The organism is Bradyrhizobium cajani (assembly GCF_009759665.1).
Classification (GTDB): domain Bacteria; phylum Pseudomonadota; class Alphaproteobacteria; order Rhizobiales; family Xanthobacteraceae; genus Bradyrhizobium; species Bradyrhizobium cajani.
On record NZ_WQNE01000025.1, the window covers coordinates 21,234 to 38,009 of the forward strand.

General features: G+C 62.9%; 13 protein-coding genes. 2 read left to right on the forward strand and 11 right to left on the reverse strand.

Translation table 11 applies throughout. The annotated features are described in order from the left end of the window. Window positions 1-53 precede the first annotated feature (53 nt). On the reverse strand, window positions 54-518 hold the full coding sequence (locus tag GPL20_RS25965; RefSeq protein WP_157332965.1) for an Lrp/AsnC family transcriptional regulator: 465 nt from the start codon (window positions 516-518) through the stop codon (window positions 54-56). Between the two features lie 163 nt (window positions 519-681). On the opposite strand from GPL20_RS25965, the gene GPL20_RS25970 reads away from it, so the two are divergent. After that, the gene (locus GPL20_RS25970) at window positions 682-1,695 is read left to right on the forward strand and encodes a 1-aminocyclopropane-1-carboxylate deaminase (RefSeq protein ID WP_157332967.1); all 1,014 of its coding nucleotides are present in this window, start codon (window positions 682-684) and stop codon (window positions 1,693-1,695) included. A 193-nt stretch (window positions 1,696-1,888) separates the two neighbouring features. Here the strand turns inward: GPL20_RS25970 and recQ are convergent, their stop codons facing one another. The 7 genes from recQ to GPL20_RS26005 form a co-directional block, all read right to left on the reverse strand. Further along, window positions 1,889-3,754: a DNA helicase RecQ gene (gene recQ / locus GPL20_RS25975; protein ID WP_157332969.1), complete on the reverse strand. Its 1,866-nt coding sequence runs from the start codon at window positions 3,752-3,754 to the stop codon at window positions 1,889-1,891. A gap of 242 nt (window positions 3,755-3,996) precedes the next feature. Then, window positions 3,997-4,740 carry a polysaccharide deacetylase family protein gene (locus GPL20_RS25980; RefSeq protein WP_309143241.1) on the reverse strand — a complete coding sequence of 248 codons (744 nt, stop codon included), beginning with the start codon at window positions 4,738-4,740 and terminating at the stop codon, window positions 3,997-3,999. A gap of 100 nt (window positions 4,741-4,840) precedes the next feature. Then, on the reverse strand, window positions 4,841-5,848 hold the full coding sequence (gene metA / locus GPL20_RS25985; RefSeq protein WP_157332973.1) for a homoserine O-succinyltransferase MetA: 1,008 nt from the start codon (window positions 5,846-5,848) through the stop codon (window positions 4,841-4,843). A gap of 12 nt (window positions 5,849-5,860) precedes the next feature. Next, window positions 5,861-7,162 (reverse strand): O-acetylhomoserine aminocarboxypropyltransferase/cysteine synthase family protein, encoded by a 1,302-nt coding sequence (locus tag GPL20_RS25990; protein WP_157332975.1) that lies wholly within the window; start codon window positions 7,160-7,162, stop codon window positions 5,861-5,863. A gap of 255 nt (window positions 7,163-7,417) precedes the next feature. Continuing rightward, a complete protein-coding gene (locus GPL20_RS25995; protein WP_254126142.1) occupies window positions 7,418-9,016 on the reverse strand; it encodes an amidase family protein in 1,599 nt (532 codons plus the stop codon). Between the two features lie 124 nt (window positions 9,017-9,140). Continuing rightward, entirely contained in the window at window positions 9,141-10,175 is a 1,035-nt protein-coding gene (locus tag GPL20_RS26000) for an aldo/keto reductase (protein WP_157332977.1), read from the reverse strand. Window positions 10,176-10,185: 10 nt separating this feature from the next. Further along, window positions 10,186-11,367, reverse strand: a complete 1,182-nt coding sequence (locus tag GPL20_RS26005) for an MFS transporter (protein WP_167533216.1) — start codon at window positions 11,365-11,367, stop codon at window positions 10,186-10,188. Window positions 11,368-11,465: 98 nt separating this feature from the next. Between GPL20_RS26005 and GPL20_RS26010 the strand changes: the two genes are divergently transcribed. After that, window positions 11,466-12,419: a LysR family transcriptional regulator gene (locus GPL20_RS26010; RefSeq protein ID WP_157332981.1), complete on the forward strand. Its 954-nt coding sequence runs from the start codon at window positions 11,466-11,468 to the stop codon at window positions 12,417-12,419. Window positions 12,420-12,950: 531 nt separating this feature from the next. Here GPL20_RS26010 and GPL20_RS39690 read toward each other — a convergent pair. From GPL20_RS39690 to GPL20_RS26025, 3 genes are all read right to left on the reverse strand, one after another. Next, a complete protein-coding gene (locus GPL20_RS39690) occupies window positions 12,951-14,447 on the reverse strand; it encodes a hypothetical protein (protein WP_246250985.1) in 1,497 nt (498 codons plus the stop codon). A 103-nt stretch (window positions 14,448-14,550) separates the two neighbouring features. Continuing rightward, complete coding sequence (locus tag GPL20_RS26020) at window positions 14,551-14,865, reverse strand: hypothetical protein (protein ID WP_157332983.1); 315 nt, start codon at window positions 14,863-14,865, stop codon at window positions 14,551-14,553. A 67-nt stretch (window positions 14,866-14,932) separates the two neighbouring features. Continuing rightward, window positions 14,933-16,771, reverse strand: coding sequence for an ATP-binding protein (locus tag GPL20_RS26025; RefSeq protein WP_157332985.1), 1,839 nt, complete (start codon window positions 16,769-16,771; stop codon window positions 14,933-14,935). Window positions 16,772-16,776 lie beyond the last annotated feature (5 nt).

A 16,776-nucleotide genomic window follows, 5' to 3' on the forward strand; every position in this document is an offset into this window, starting at 1 on the left:
GACGCGTTTTCACGACACGAACCGGTTTCCACTTCGCTGGAAAACGCTCTCGCTCAAAACTCCAGCGGCGCGTTGTCGACGACCTCCTTCATCACAAAGAAGGTGCGGGTCTGGCGCACGCCGGGCAGCGCGATGAGCTGCTCGCCGTGGATGCGGTTGAAATCCTCCATGTCGCCGACGCGGATCTTGAGGAAATAGTCGAAATCGCCGGCGACGAGGTGGCAGTCGAGCACGAATTTCAGCTTTGCGATCGCCTGCTCGAAGGTCGCGAAACTCTCGGGCGTGGACCGGTCGAGCACGACGCCGACCATGACCAGCGTGCCCTTCGCCACCTTCTTCGGCGCCACCATGGCGCGGACGTCGGCGATGAACCCGTCCTCGAACAGGCGCTGGGTGCGGCGATGGCAGGTGGCGGGGCTGATCGCGACGGTTTCGGCCAGCTCGGCATTGCTGAGCCGACCGTTATTCTGCAGCAATCGCAATATCTTAAGGTCAATGCGGTCGAGCCGGGCGGACATGAAAGAAGCTTTCGATAATCGGCATAATTTTGGAAGAAATAATAGCCAATGGCGCCAACATCGCAAGAATTACCTCAATCTGGGCGCCGTATTCGAGAGCACATTTCTTCCGAGGGGTGCTAGTCGCTCCGCCCAGCTCAACGCCAATCGGGATGACCTGACGATGCTGGAAAAATTCGCGCGCTACCCGCTGACCTTCGGCCCGACACCCATCGAGAAGCTGGAGCGGCTGTCGAAGCATCTCGGCGGCCAGGTCGAGATCTATGCCAAGCGAGAGGACTGCAACTCCGGCCTCGCCTATGGCGGCAACAAGCTGCGCAAGCTCGAATACATCATTCCGGATGCGATCGCCTCCAACGCCGACACGCTGGTCTCGATCGGCGGTGTGCAGTCCAACCACACCCGCATGATCGCGGCGGTCGCGGCCAAGCTCGGCATGAAGTGCCGCCTGGTGCAGGAAGCCTGGGTACCGCACGAGGACGCGGTCTATGACCGCGTCGGCAACATCATGCTGTCGCGCATCATGGGCGCCGACGTGCGCCTGGTCGAGGACGGCTTCGACATCGGCATTCGCAAGAGCTGGGAGCAGGCGATCGAGGAGGTGAAGGCGGCGGGCGGCAAGCCCTATGCGATTCCCGCCGGCGCCTCCGTGCACAAATATGGCGGGCTCGGCTATGTCGGTTTCGCCGAGGAAGTGCGCAAGCAGGAGAAAGAGCTCGGCTTCAAGTTCGACTACGTCATCGTCTGCACCGTCACCGGCTCGACCCATGCCGGCATGCTGGTCGGCTTCGCCGCCGACGGCCGCGCGCGAAAGGTGATCGGCATCGACGCCTCCTTCACGCCGGCGCAGACGAAAGCCCAGGTGCTGTCGATCGCGCAGAACACGGCGAAGCTGGTCGAGCTCGGCAAGGATCTCGTTGCCGACGACGTCGTGCTGATCGAGGACTACGCCTATCCCGCCTATGGCGTGCCGTCGGAGGAGACCAAGGAGGCGATCCGCGTCTCCGCACGGCTCGAGGGCATGATCACCGACCCCGTCTACGAGGGCAAGTCGATGCAGGGCCTGATCGATCTTGCGAAGAAGGGCTATTTCGAGAAGGGCGCAAAGATCCTCTACGCCCATCTCGGCGGCGCGCCCGCGCTGAACGGGTATGCCTACGCGTTCCGGAATGGGTGAGTAAGGCGCAGCGCTCGCCTCACACACAACTGTCGTCCCGGACAAGCGTAAGCGCAGATCCGGGACCCATAACCACAGGCAGATGTTTGACGAAGAAGGTCGTCCCGCCTGCCCCAAGATAAATCACGCGGTATGGATCCCGGATCTGCGCTTCGCTTGTCCGGGATGACGATGTGGAGGGATCGGGACGCCGTTACCTTGTCCTGATGATCTGCAGCAACTCGTCGCCGTAATGTTCGAGCTTCTTGTCGCCGATTCCCGGTACGTTGCGGAGCTCATCGAGTGTGGTCGGCCAGGCCCGCACGATGCCGTCAATCGTTGCATCGTGGAGCACGACATAGGCCGGCACGCCGCGCTCGCGCGCGACCTCCGAGCGCCAGGAGCGCAGCCGCGCACGCAATTCGGGATCGGCATCGCCTTGCGGCGCGGCGGCCGCTGGCGCGGGGTTGCCGCGGCGGGATTTTTCGCGGCTCGCCCGGATGCGCGTGCCGGGCGCTTCCTCGCGCAACCACACCTCCGTCTCGCCGCGCAGCACGCCGCGCGAAGAGTCCGTCAGCTTCAGCGCGCCAAAGGCTTCGCTGTCGCTCCGCAGATGCCCCATCGCCACCAGCTGCCGCAGCACGGTGCGCCACTGTTTCTCGTTGAGCTCGCGGCCGATGCCAAACACCGACAGCTTGTCGTGGCCGAACTGCGTCACCTTCTCGGTCAGCCGCCCGATCAGCACGTCGATCAGATGCATCGCGCCAAAGCGCTGGCCGGTGCGATAGACGCAGGAGAGCAGCTTCTGCGCCAGCACCTTGCCGTCGCGCATCTTCGGCGGCGTCAGGCAGTTGTCGCAATTGCCGCAAGCTTCGCCCATCACGATCTCGCCGAAATAGGCGAGCAGCCGCCGGCGGCGACAGTGCGGCGTCTCGGCAAGGCCGACCAGCGCGTCGAGCTTGCCGATCGAGACCCGCTTGAAATCGTCGGAGCCGCTGGACTCGTCGATCATGCGGCGCTGCTGCACGATGTCCGAGAGACCGTAGGCCATCCAGGCCGCTGACGGCTTGCCATCGCGGCCGGCGCGCCCCGTCTCCTGGTAATAGGCCTCGATGCTCTTGGGCAGGTCGAGATGGGCGACGAAGCGGACGTCGGGCTTGTCGATGCCCATGCCGAACGCGATGGTCGCGACGATGACGATGCCGTCCTCGTTGAGGAAGCGGTCCTGGTTGCGCGAGCGCACGCTGCTGTCGAGACCGGCGTGGTAAGGCAGCGCCGCGATGCCGGCGTCGTCGAGCGCGGCGGCGACCTCCTCGACGCGGTTGCGGGACAGGCAATAGACCACGCCGGCATCGCCCGCATGCCGTTCACGGATGAAGTCCTTGAGCTGCGACACCGCGTTGCGCTTGTCGACGATCTCGTAGCGGATGTTGGGCCGGTCGAAGCTGGAGACGAATTGCGGCGCGTCCATCAGTTGAAGCCGCTCGACGATCTCCTTGCGCGTCAATTCGTCGGCGGTCGCGGTCAGCGCGATCCGGGGAACGTCGGGAAAGCGCTCGGCAATGATGGAGAGGCCGACATATTCGGGCCGGAAATCATGACCCCATTGCGAAACGCAGTGCGCTTCGTCGATCGCGAACAGCGCCACCTTCGCCTGCGCCAGCAGCGACAGGCAGCGGGGCGTCACCAGCCGTTCCGGCGCGACATAGAGCAGGTCGAGATCGCCCGCGATCAGGCGGCGTTCGATGTCGGAGGCCTCCTGCGGCGTCAACGACGAGTTCAGCGCGGCGGCGTTGACGCCGGCCTCGATCAGGCCGGCGACCTGATCGCGCATCAGCGCGATCAAAGGCGAGACCACGATGCCGCAGCCCTCGCGCAGCAATGACGGGAGCTGATAGCACAGCGACTTGCCGCCGCCGGTCGGCATCAGCACCAGGCAATTGCCGCCATCCGTCACGTGCCGGATGATCTCGCCCTGCGCGCCGCGGAACCCGGGCAGGCCGAACACCGAATGCAGCACCGACAGCGCATCGCGGCCATCGGCCGGCGCAGGCAGCGGAGCGGTGGAGGGAACGGACATGGTGTCGGAGCAACGCCGTGGGATTCGTCACAAGGCCAGTCGCATGGCGGCGCCGAAGTGGCAAGAGTGTTTGCCGGCTTGCGCCGCTGCTTCCTCTCCCTCTCCCCGTTCTTAGGGGGAGAGGGTTGGGGTGAGGGGCCTCTCTCCACGCTGAGATCGCTGATCGACCTGTACCCCCTCACCCGGATCGCATCTGTCGATGCGATCCGACCTCTCCCCGCAAGCGGGGAGAGGTAAAAAAGCTACGCCCCGATCCTTCGCAGCGCTTCGGCGACCGTCACGATCGGCATGCTGCGCCGCTGGGCCGCCTCCAGCGCGTGGCGCATCAGGTGCGGTGTGCAGCCATAGGGGCTCGGCGCATCAGCGACGTCATGGCCATAGAAGATCAGCCAACCGCCGCTTTCGACCGCCTGATCGAAATGACGATCGACGCCTGCCGCATCGATCTCGCAATCGATCAGAGGCGAGGCGCGCAGGAACTGGAGGTCGATGACGTCGCGATTGACGCCCGGAAGGATCCCGCGCGCCGAGCGGAAGGTTTTGGCGAGCTGCGGCTTACGCCAGACCGAGGCGATGCCGTAGGGATAGGCGAAATTCTCCAGCGTGATCGACGAATCGATGTCGCGGAAATGGCTGCGGTTCCGCTCGATCTCGCGGGCCATGGCAGCCTCGTCGAGATTGACCGCACTCTGGTGCGAGAAAGTGTGGCAGGCGATCTCGTGACCGGCCCGGTGAAGGCGCAGAATCGCGTCATTGGACAGGCCGTGCCAGTGATCCGACGGCTGACCGATCAGGCTGCCGGCGAGGTAGAACGTGCCGCGGCCGTCATACTTCTCCAGAAGCTCGGCGCCTTCGCCTGCAGCGCTGTCGGGAGCATCGTCGAAGGTGAAGCTCACCATCGGTGCATGTGCAGGCAGCCGGTGCGGCGCGGCGCGAAAATGCCGGGCCAGCCGATTGCTCACGCGTCCCTGGAGTGCCGACCACACGACCCGCATTTCCTGTTTGCCCCGACCCCTTCACTGAAGCATTCGTGCGCTGCTTGAGGCAAGCTTCACACGTCGTTAGTCCTAACGCGAAACCCGTTACTCAGACCTGGCGCATGAGAGCCGACGCGTCGGCCTCCGCGCCGAGATATTGCAGCCAGTTGCGGAATAGCGCCGCCGCGGCGCTGCCGGCGGCGATATCGGCGCGCAGGTTCAGCGCGGGCAGCTCGTTGGCGAGGGCCGGATGGCGCTGATGCCTTGCCTGCTTCTCGAAGCGGACAAGCTTCTCTTCCGTCGCTGCGTCAAAATAGCTCACGGGCAAATGGGGGTAATTCTCCCGCTCGCGCGCGAGGTAGCGGCCGATGTCGCGCAGATATTCGCGCTGCAGCGACAGCGCGTCATATTCCGGGTGCCCCTGGAAGAACACGAAGCGGCTGGCATATTGCCGGACGAAGACGTCGACGCCGGCGAGAGCCGAGCGGGTCAGCACCTGATAACCGGCCTGCGCAAGGTCGCTCTCGGCAATCTCGTTCAGGCGCGAATGCGAGACCTTGAGCGGCGCAGGCGCGGCGCGAGTCAGCGGATCGCCGGTCACGGCGTCACAGTCGAAGATGCCGTGACATTTGGCCGGCAGCCGCCGTCGTTGAATACCATCGAGGTGCAGCACCGCCGCGTGCGCGGCGAGGCACGACCAGATCGTCGAGCGCGTGTTGGCCCTGGCCCAGTCGATCAGCTCCGTGAGATCGTGCCAGTACGGCTCCTGGTCGAGTTCGGGCGCGACCGGCTCGGCGCCGGTCACGATCAGCCCGTCGAATCGCCGGCGCCTGAGATCTGCGAGATCGGAATACTCGCTCTCGACATGCCACTTCGCCTCCGGCGAGCGCTTCACGGAAGGAAGCGAGAAGCAATGGAAGCGGATCCGGCGCGGGCCCGCGGTGGCCTGGAGCAGCTTCATGAACTGCCGCTCGGTCGCCTTGAGCGCCGGATCCGGCATGTTGTTGATCAGGCCGATGGTCAGCTCGGCACCGCCATGACCGCGCACGAGATCGCGTTCGGCCGGCACCAGCGCCGGGCTCGAAATACCTTGATCCCTGTCGATCAAGATCGTCATCGGCGCCGTCGCCTACTCCGCGGCCTGGAGCCGCGCCGACGGACAGGCCTTGTCCAGTGCCTGGTCGATGTCCTCGATGATGTCGGCGGAGTGCTCGATGCCGATCGAGAGGCGGATCGTCTCCGGCAGCACGCCGGCGGCGCGCTGCTGCTCGGCGGACATCTGGCGGTGGGTGGTCGAGGCCGGATGGCAGGCCAGCGACTTGGCATCGCCGATATTGACGAGGCGCGTGATCAGCTTGAGCGCATCATAGAAGGTCTTGCCGGCCTCCATGCCGCCCTTGATGCCGAAGGTGAACAGCGAGGAGGCGTTGCCGTCGAGGTATTTCTGAACGAGCGGATAGTACGGGCTGTCCGGGAAGCCCGTGTAGTTCACCCAAGCCACGCGCGGATCGCCGCGCAGGAATTCGGCGATCTTGCGGGCGTTCTCGACGTGACGCTCCATGCGCAGCGCCACGGTCTCGATGCCCTGGAGCAGCAGGAAGGCGTTGAACGGCGACAATACCGAGCCCATGGTGCGCTGATAGACGCTGCGCGCGCGCTCGATATAGGCGGTCCTGCCGAAGCGCTCGGCATAGACGAGGCCGTGGTAGGAGGCATCCGGCTTGTTGTAGGCGGGGAAACGATCGGCGTATTTCGCCCACGGGAAGTTTCCGGAATCCACGATGGCGCCACCGAGCGTGGTGCCGTGACCGCCCAGGAACTTGGTCAGCGAGTGCACGGCGATATCGGCGCCGTAGTCGAACGGCTTGAGCAGGATCGGGGTCGCGACCGTGTTGTCGACGATCAGCGGCACGCCATGGGCGTGCGCGATCTTCGCCAGCGCCTCGATGTCGCAGACATTGCCGGCGGGATTGCCGATGGTCTCGGCGAACACGGCGCGGGTGTCCTCGTCGATCAGCCTCTCGATCGCTTCCGGCTTGTCGCTCTCGGCGAAGCGGCCGGTGATGCCCTGCCGCGGCAGGATGTGCGAGAGCAGCGTGTGCGTGGTGCCGTAGAGCTGCGGCACGGAAACGATGTTGCCGCCGTGATCGGCGACATTGACGAAGGCGAAATGCAGCGCCGCCTGGCCGGTCGCGACCGCGAGCGCGCCGACGCCGCCCTCGAGCTGGGCGATCCGCTTCTCCAGCACCGCGCTGGTCGGATTGGCGATGCGGCTGTAGCGAAAGCCTTCGGCCTCGAGGTTGAAGAGTGCTGCGCCGTGATCGGCGCTGTCGAAGGCATAGGCGGCGGTCTGGTAGATCGGCACGGCAACCGCATGCGTGGTGGCTTCGGGTTCGTAGCCGGCGTGAATAGCGATCGTCTCGTTGCGCATCGTGCCACCTCCGCGTGGGGGCGGGCCGCACTTATTGGCCTGTATGAGGCATGTGCGTTGTCCGCCGCCCCGTGTTAGAGGCGGGTGGTAAAGCGGACAATAATTCGCATAGAGATCGAGGAAGTAACCCTAACGCTTGTTGGCGAATTGGCTAAAATTCAAGTCAATTTGGATTAACGGATTGTTGTGATGCAGCTTCGCGGTGTTTTCCCTCTCCCCTGGCGACAAGGGGAGAGGGTGAGACCATGCACTCTCTCAGCCCATCGTCTCCCACAGTCGATGAGCGAGTACCTCGGCCCGCTTTTCGATCGCGGCCGCGGCGTCGAGCGCGAGATCTTCGCGATAGCGACCGGCGATGAGCTGCACGCCGATCGGCTTGCCGTCATGCAGGGCCACCGGCACCACGGCGCCGGGCAGACCCAGCACGTTGATCGCCGAGATGAAGCGGATCTCGCTCCAGAAGATCTCGCGCACGCGCTCGGGGCTGACGGTGTCCTCGCGCGGGCCCGGCGTCGGCTTCACCGTGGTCGGCGCCAGCACGACCGGATATTCCTCGAAGAACAATTGCCAGGCCCGGATATGGCCGTTGCGCGCGGCGGTGGCGCGCATCCAGGCGGGCAGATCGAGCACGTTCGCCTTGGTCTTCATGCCGCCCCAGGCCTGGTGGAAATCTTCCGACGTCACCTTCAGCATGGAGGCTTCCTGCATCACCACGGTCTCGTTGGTGATGATATCGCACCAAGTCTGCCAGACGCCGTTGATGTCGGGCACCTCGACCTCGCTGACGCGATAGCCGGAACGCTCAAGGTGATCGGCGGCCTGGCGCAGCGCAGCAGCCACCTGCGGATCGACGTCCATATCCTCGGGGATCTTGGCCAGCGCGACCTTGATCGGCCCTTTCGGCTTCGGCCCGACCAGCGGCGCCGGCACCCACCAGGGATCGCGCGGATCGCGCTGGCTCATCACCTCCAGCGCGAGGCGGACATCTGCGACGTGGCGGGCGAGCGGGCCCTGCGCCGACATCAGATGCGCCAGCATCGGCCGCTCGGACGTGGCGCTTCCGTTGAAGGCGGGAATGCGCCCCTGGGTCGGCTTGATGGTGGCAACGCCGTTGCAATGCGCCGGCCAGCGCAGCGAGCCGCCAATGTCGTTGCCATGCGCGATGGTGCCGATGCCGGCCGCGACCGCCGAACCCGCGCCGCCCGAGGAGCCGCCGCAGGTGATGTTCGGATCCCAGGGATTGAGCGTCAGCCCGTGCAGCGGATTGTCGGTGAAGCCGCGGAAGGAATACTCCGGCGTGTTGGTGAGCCCGATGACGATCGCGCCGGCCTTCTTCAGGTTGCGCACCACCGGCGAATCCGACGGCGCGACGAGGTCCTTGTTGGCCGGCACGCCGTTGAAATTGGGCCGGCCTTCATAGTCGACGTTTTCCTTGATGGTGATGGGGACGCCGTGCAGAAGACCAAGCTGGCCGCCTTTCGCGCGCAGCTTGTCGGCGGCATGCGCGGCGGCCAGCGCCTCCTCCGAAAGATCGACGACGACTGCATTGAGCCGCGGATTGACGGCGCGCATCCGTTCGAGATGCGCCTCGACGGTCTCGACGGCGGAGATCGCGCCGGAGCGGATCGCAGCCGCGGTCTCGACCGCCGACCATTGCCAGGCCGCTCCCTTCGGGCGGCGCGCCGCGGCCGGCTTGCGCGGCGCGGCCTTCTTGACTGCTTGCTTGACTGCTTTCTTGCCTGTCTTCTTGGCGGTCTTGGCAACGGCGCCCTTGCGGGCGGTGCTCGTCTTGTTCGAGTTCTTCGTCGATTTCGTCGAAGCAGATTTCTTCCTGGTCGCCGTCTTCTTCGCCACGTCGCATCTCCTGAAATTGCGCGGCGGAGGTTATGGATGGCGATCGAGCCTGTACAGGTGCGTTTCTGCATGGCGCATTGGCGTGACGGACCGCTGCGACCAATTGTCAGCGATTGTGGAGCACTCACACCGGCGGTGGATTCAGTCGCGCAAAGCCATCCTGGATGCGATAGGGATAGTAGGGATAAGGCGGCATCACCGCACTCACTTCGTCCAGATGCTTGATCTGTGCCGGGCTCAGCGACCAGCCGATTGCGCCAAGGTTGTCGCGCAACTGCGTCTCATCGCGAGCGCCGATGATCACGGAGGAGACGGTGGGGCGCGACAGCAGCCAGGCGATCGAGACCTGGGGCACGGTGCGGCCCGTCTCCGCGGCAATCGCATCCAGCACGTCGACGATGGCATAGAGCCGTTGTTCGTCCACGGGCGGGCCGAACTGCGCCGTCGCATGCAGGCGGCTGTTTTGCGGCAGCGGCTGGCCACGACGGATCTTTCCCGTGAGCCGGCCCCAACCGAGCGGGCTCCAGACCAGCGCGCCGACGCCCTGGTCACGCGCGAGCGGCATCAGCTCCCATTCGTAGTCGCGGCCGAGCAGCGAGTAATAGACCTGATGCGCGACATAGCGCGGCCTGCCGTGACGGTCGGCGACAGCAAGCGATTTCATCAGCTGCCAGCCAGCGAAATTTGAAACGCCGACATAGCGCAGCTTGCCGGCACGGACGAGCGTATCGAACGTCGATAGCACCTCCTCGATCGGCGTGAACGCGTCGAAGGCGTGGAGCTGGAGCAGATCGAGGTAATCGGTGCCGAGCCGCCGCAGCGCCGCTTCGACCGAGCTAAGCAACCGATGTCGCGACGAGCCTGCATCAAGCGGACCGTCGCCCGTCGGCAGGCTCATCTTGGTGGAGATCAGCACCTTGTCGCGCCGGCCCTTGATCGCAGCACCGAGAATCTCCTCGGACGCGCCGTTCGAATAGACATCGGCGCTGTCAAACAGATTGACGCCGGCCTCGAGGCAGATGTCGACAAGCCTGCGCGCTTCGTCGGCGCCGCTGCGGCCCCAAGCCGAAAATAGCGGGCCTTGGCCGCCGAAGGTGCCCGTGCCGAAGCTGAGGACGGGGACTTTGAGGCCGGAGGCACCGAGATTGCGGTATTCCATGGTCGCACTCCTATTCCGCCGGGCACGCCGCGACGGTGGCATGCGTGCGATCGAGCTTCAGGCTCCACAAGGCCAGCACGAGCCCGATCGCCGTGATGCCTGCTGCGACCAGCGGCAGCGCGGACAGCCCGAGCCCACGGTCGATGGTGAGGCCGCCTGCCCAGGCGCCGAGCGCATTGCCGAGATTGAACGCGGCGATGTTGAGGCTCGAGGCAAGCGTGCGGCCGCTCGGGCCGGCCGCTTCCAGCACGCGGAGCTGAAGCGGCGCGACGGTCGCGAAAGCGGCGATGCCGAGCAGCAGGATCAGCACGATGGCGGCGACCTTGACCGACAGCACCGCCGCAAGACCAAGCAGCACCGCGGCAAGCGCGGCGAGCGTGCCGGTCAGGGCGCGCGCAAGACCGGCATCGGCAAGCTTGCCGCCGGCGACGTTGCCGATCGCCAGCCCGACACCGAACACCAGCAGGATCGGCGACACAGCCGCTTCCGAAAAGCCGGTGAAACGGGTCAGGATCGGCTGGATGTAGGTGAAGACGACGAACAGGCCGGCAAAGCCGAACACGGTCATGGCAAGGCCGAGCAGCACCTGCGGGCGACCGAGCACCGCAACCTCTTCCGACAACGAGATCGGCTTGTCGCCGTTGCCGACATGGCCGGGCACGAGCGCCGCCACGACCGCGAACGCGACCACGCCGATCGCCGTGACCGCCCAGAACGCCGCACGCCAGCCGAGCATCAGGCCGAACCAGGCGCCGAACGGCACCCCTAACAGCGTCGCGACCGTCAGGCCGATGAACATGGTTGATATCGCGGAGGCGCGCTTGTCCTCTGCGACGAGGCTGGTGGCCACGACCGAGCCGACGCCGAAGAACGTGCCATGAGCGAGCGAGGTCAGCACCCGCGCCGCCATCAGCAATTCATAATTCGGCGCCAGCGCACAGGCGGCATTGCCCAGAGTGAAGATCGCCATCAGCGCGAGCAGCACGGTCTTGCGCGGCATCCGCCGGGTGGCCAGGGTCAGGAGCGGCGCGCCGACGAATACGCCGAGCGCATAGCCGGAGATGAGCAGACCCGCGACCGGCACGGACACGTGCATGTCGGCGGCGACCTGGAGCAACAGGCCCATGATGATGAATTCGGTGGTGCCGATGCCGAAGGCACCGGCGGTGAGCGCGAGGACGGCGGGAGGCATGCGATGCTCCAATGGATGAGACGAGCCACGCAGATAGCCGCGCCGGTGCGAAACCATTAGAATGTCCGCAATCCAATCATTCGTGACATGAATTCAACATGGCCCGCTTCGACACCAACCGCTCCGCCGAGATGGAGGTTTTCGTCCGCGTCGTCGATCTCGGCGGCTTCACGCAGGCGGCGCGAAAACTGCGCCTGACGCCGTCGGGCGTCAGCAAGCTGATCTCGCGGCTCGAGGCGCGGCTCGGCACGCGGCTCGTCAACCGCACCACGCGCAAGCTCACCCTGACGGAGGAAGGCCAGGCGTTCTACCAGCGCGCCGTGCGCATCCTCGCCGAGATGGAGGAGGCCGAGCGCGAGGCGGCGTCCGGCACGGCGCCGCGCGGCCGCCTCACGGTCAACAGCAACATTCCCTTCGGCATGCTGCATGTGATGCCGCTGATTCCGCGCTTCCTGGAGAAGCATCCCGACGTCACGCTCGATCTCGTGCTGACTGATACGCTGATCGACCTGATGCAGGAGCGCGCCGACGTCGCCATCCGCGTCGGGCCTCTGCGAGCGTCGCGCCTTGTCGCGCGAAAGCTCGGCACCAGCCGCATGGTCGTCGTCGGCGCGCCGAACTATCTGGCGCGCTTCGGCACGCCGAAGGCACCGGCCGATCTCGCCGAGCATCGCGGCATCGGCTGGACCTTTCCGCGCTCGATCCGCGGCTGGCCGTTCAAGCGCGGCGACCACACCGAGGAAGCGATGCCGCCGCCGGTCGCGCGTGCCAGCGACGGCGAAGCCGCCCGCCGCCTTGCGCTGGGCGGCGTAGGCCTCGCGCGCCTCGCCCTCTTCCACATCGGTCCCGACATCGAATCAGGCCGCCTCGTGCCGGTGCTGCAAAACTGCAATCCCGGCGACCGCGAAGACATCCACGCCGTCTATGTCGGCCACACCGCCCCGCTGCCCGCACGCGTGCGCGCGTTCATCGATTTCCTGGCGGAGCATGTGCAGGTGGGCGACCCGGCGCTGAAGCGCGCAGGAGATGGGAGGTGGAGAGTGGCGGGATGAGGCTGCGTGGCGGAGAGAGTGTCCGCCATACCAAAGTCCAACCATGTCCAGCACGCTATTCGAAGATGAAGCAGGGACTCTTGATCGCGACCAATTCCATTTCGCTGAGCTAGTGATAGACGACGTTCCTCCCGATCCGTACGAATACGCGATACATCTTCGTCCGTTGCTTGACCAAATCGCCAACGCTGCCGGACGAGCGCGAACGCCATCGTTTGATCAAGACGGCCGCTTCCGTGTTCGTATTCGATAGCAAGCCAACGACAACGTGCGAGCCTCTGCCCGAAATCGAGAAGCAAGGCATAGTTAGCGAGAAGCGGTATCAAAATGGAATTTTACCGACTTTTTTGATTCTTGTTTCTGCAGGAAAGAGCTGTGGCACAGCCATTTCCCTGGTTCCTGATCAAATAATTCGAAATTGCCTTTTATAGAGAGTGAAATTTCCCTCATTAGCGGGCGTCAGACGTACTTCCGGGCGCTGGCGCACAACTCAATGGCTTGAGCGGCAGAGAGCGGCGGTGAACCAGCAGTTCACGAGATAATCGTTCGCTCTCCTGGGTCGCCTCTCTTGTCATCGCCTTGTTCTGTCACCAGTCTCATTAACATCGTCATCGACGACCACACATGATGCTCAGGGACGAGCGAAAACTCCTGGTCATTCTTGAAGTAGAACTGCGCAAGTCCGCTCAGCCAAGCATGGTCGAGGGGTATTTTGGCGTTGGGGTTGTGGAATATTTGGAGTTCATCCGACCATCCTTCGGAATACTCGGGCGCGGCGACATCGACGTGGAAGGGCTGGCCTCTTACCGCATTTGGGGCTGGATCATACTTGAAACCGATCCGATAGTACTTATGGTCCGGCGCTCCGAAGCCAGCGACGACGCCGATGCGATCGAACTTGGCGATGGTACCGGCGTTCGAAAAGAGAACTGCTGAGACGTTCTCTGTGCCTGGCTGGTCGAAGAAGCCGGAAGGGATGGTTTTCATACCGAATGTATGAGTCCCATTCTTGATCGCTTGCGTTTTCAGCTGACCATCAATCAGTTCCCATTCCACTCGATGGCCGTACAAATAGGGCCAGAGGGCCGAGTGGCTGAATGTCATCGAGCCCGGCTGGTCCTGCTCTGCGCGCTTGTGGAAATCGGCAACAGCGAGAACGAACGGCTTATCTTTGGTCTCCTCCCGCTCCCAGTAGTGGCGTCCTTGAGCATCCTTCTTGTTCAGCTTGCTCATCAATGCCGAACCAAACTTTATGGGCATGCAACCGGTGAGGAAGGCTTCCATCTCCTCCGGGGTCTGTGGGTTGGGATGGACCGCAAGTGGCCCCGCCTGCGAAGGAGCTACCGTGGTAGCCTCGACCGTGAACTCGATCCCCGGCGCAAAGCACTTGAAGTCAGGAGTCTCTAGCTGAGTGACATCGAATCCAAGTTCGCGAAACGCAGCCCAGAGGTACAGCTCCCAAAGGCGCTGATCGAACTGCTTAAACTGAAACTCCTGCACGAAATGGGGATCTGATGGAGCGAGCCAAGGACCAATCTCCTTAGCCGCGGCCCGCGCCGGCGCGCGTCCCGGACTGTCTGCAAGCTCCTTGAAGTATGGATGCAGCTTTGTGGGGTCTGCATCGATGGGCACCCGCAACAGGTCAACGGGTTCGTTCGGCTCGTCGCCCTGATCGCCAAGCTTTGTGATGTCGTCGTTCTTCAGCGTTGCGGCGATAGCATTCCTAAGCCCGACCGTCGCATAATCCTCGCTACGAAGGCTGTGTTCGAGCTTGACCGAGCGGAAGCGTCCCACTCTGTCCCGCGCTAGAATCTGCCAACCATAATCGCGGTCGGTTGTGTCTCGGAATACAAAGCCGATGACCCGCTCATCCGTGTCGGACCACCATGAAAGCTCCCGACACATTACCCGCGCCAACGACTTGCGCGTACCAAGAGTATAGAGATCGAAGCGAGCCAATGGGATCGGTTTCGTGAGACGGTTATCCTGCTCGCGCTGGATTCTCTTGGCCTTAGCCGCTCCCATCATTCCTCGCCATCAATACTTTGAACCGAAGACTATATCACTCGCATCCCGACATTGTGGCGAAGCGGAATGATGCCCGGTCGGTACATTCTCGCCTCCGCTGAAGTCACAAATTGGACTTGAGCCGTCCTACTGCAACCAGATCTGGCAAGTGTTTGTCTTCAATAAAGCCCGCTTCCAGAGCAGCCGCCTTGTTTAGAATGGCGGTCTGCGCATGGCGGCCCCAGGTGCTGCCGCGTTCTGTCTCAGGTAGCGCAAACCGTATCTGGTGCTGGACGGCCTTGCCGGATTTGGCGCCTACTGCGGCTGCAAACTTCTCACAAAACTCCCAAAAATCGGCGTCCCTATCTCGTCCAGGCGAGGACTTCTTTGTCCACTGGATATAGGGACCGAAAAGGTCCACCAAGCGCTTGTAGAGCACGCGACGAGCGTCTCCAGTCCAAATTGTAGGGTCCCATCCCATGTTACATCTCAAAGAATGACATGATTTATGCTACGGCCGCATCCAACTCGGATCCAGTGCGCTTAATTTTCAGCGTTGTGCCGATCGCGCGACGCGCATCCTGAAGCGAATCAAAATAGTTGTCGGCGGCGAGACTGAGGCTCTCCGGCTCCAGGGCCTTCCCCATCGCTTCCTCGTCCCACTCCTTGTTCAACCGTTTCGCCAAGGCAAATACCACCGCGAGACCCACCCTCTGAATCATCGAGTTTCGAGAATGGGAAAGCGCCAACCGCTTCATTATGTCTACATCACCAGCGTGAGCATATTCTCGCTCTAGCTGCTCGCGCATGATATCGACGGCCGGGTAGCGCATGTTTATGAACAGCTCACCTGTTTTCGCGTAGTATCTAGCCGCGCGGCCCTTGATGTTCTTCGCCTCGATCTCTTCTTCGTCGTCGAGGGGTATCAGGGCGGGCGCGCGCTCCATGTTCTGAGCCATTCGTGCGAGTTGCGCTCCTGATGGCACAACCGTCAAATCGGCATTGTGTTGCCTTTGGTCACGCCCGACCGCCTCCCCATCGAGGTGCCTCGGAGCCATCGCACCGCCAGTTCCGGGGTTGACAAAGATATCCCCATCAGGGACGACCCGAGGGCTTATGGTTTTCACCCTGAGTTTGTTCAGAAGCTCTTGCAGGCGGTTTCGAATTTCGTCGTTGGAATCTCCGGAATTGGGAGCCAGCGAATGTATGAGATCGATCAACCATTGAGGACGATTCTCTAAAACCTCGACTGCGAAATCTGAGGCTTCGACCTGATTCTGCTCACCGTCGATATACCTGAGGAATTGGCGGTAGCCTTCGGGACGAACACGGGCATCATCCGGAAGCTCGATATGAACCGAAATGTGCTTCGCGCCGAAGGGAATCCCAAATGTGGGAGCTTCAATAGTCCAGTTGCGTCCCGTCAACACCGAATACATTTCGTCGTGGAAAACGACAGCAGCGGTGCTCACAGCGGACGCGATGGATCCACTGATCGATTTATTGTGCGAGGTGTCCTTGAACGGCTCGTCGTAAATGTAATGAACTTTCAGTCCGTTTGCTAATTTGACGGTCTCCGCCCGGGAAAATGCCTTCTTGGATTCCCTGGCGGGGATGGTCTCGAACCGGCGAGAACCGGGCCCTCGAGCGTGAGTGCCCTCATCGAGACGAACCTCAAGAGCATCCGGCAGTCTGTAGAATCGGTGGTACAAATAAGTAGCGAGCCAAAACTTCGGTTGTTTAGGATCACTATCATAGGGATCGGCCACGGTGTCCTGATCCGATCGATTTCCCAACAGAACTACCTCTGTCCAGTCGGCGGCCAGCGGTCGAACACCCTCCGCGCGGACTTGTTCGGTGACGTCAATCACATCACCTAGTTCCTCGCCCATCGTGTCGCGTCTGCGAAGACGACCATAGATCCCATTTCGTTCGCATAAGATCACCTCATGGACGGCTCCGGACTTGCAAGATCGATAGCGGATTCCATGCCGATTCGACGGAAGCGAAGCAACTTTCGCCCCCATACCAAAGTTCTTGTCCAGGCCCTTCTGTTTGCCAATTGACGCAGCGAGGTTCGTGATCCTGGACAATTCCTCGTCATCCATTCCTGGACCGGTGTTCCAAATCGTCAGTTTGGGTGCGCCCTGTACAGTCGTGACTGAGAACTCAACTCGGCGGTCATCTGACGGAGCTTGCGCCGCTGCTTCGATCGCATTCTTTGTGAGTTCTCGAATCATCATCACCTTTGGGCAACGCTCGATGGTGCTGCTGACTAGAAAGGCTTGATCATCAACGCGGATAGCTGAAACGTCTTGTTGAGCCGTCATAATCAAATCCTTCAATTAAA

Excerpts from the sequence above, each read along its gene's own strand:
- GPL20_RS25965 (WP_157332965.1), bottom strand. The coding sequence starts at position 518 with ATGTCCGCCCGGCTCGACCGCATTGACCTTAAGATATTGCGATTGCTG.
- GPL20_RS25970 (WP_157332967.1), top strand. The coding sequence starts at position 682 with ATGCTGGAAAAATTCGCGCGCTACCCGCTGACCTTCGGCCCGACACCC.
- recQ (WP_157332969.1), bottom strand. The coding sequence starts at position 3,754 with ATGTCCGTTCCCTCCACCGCTCCGCTGCCTGCGCCGGCCGATGGCCGC.
- metA (WP_157332973.1), bottom strand. The coding sequence starts at position 5,848 with ATGACGATCTTGATCGACAGGGATCAAGGTATTTCGAGCCCGGCGCTG.
- GPL20_RS25990 (WP_157332975.1), bottom strand. The coding sequence starts at position 7,162 with ATGCGCAACGAGACGATCGCTATTCACGCCGGCTACGAACCCGAAGCC.
- GPL20_RS26000 (WP_157332977.1), bottom strand. The coding sequence starts at position 10,175 with ATGGAATACCGCAATCTCGGTGCCTCCGGCCTCAAAGTCCCCGTCCTC.
- GPL20_RS26005 (WP_167533216.1), bottom strand. The coding sequence starts at position 11,367 with ATGCCTCCCGCCGTCCTCGCGCTCACCGCCGGTGCCTTCGGCATCGGC.
- GPL20_RS26010 (WP_157332981.1), top strand. The coding sequence starts at position 11,466 with ATGGCCCGCTTCGACACCAACCGCTCCGCCGAGATGGAGGTTTTCGTC.
- GPL20_RS39690 (WP_246250985.1), bottom strand. The coding sequence starts at position 14,447 with ATGATGGGAGCGGCTAAGGCCAAGAGAATCCAGCGCGAGCAGGATAAC.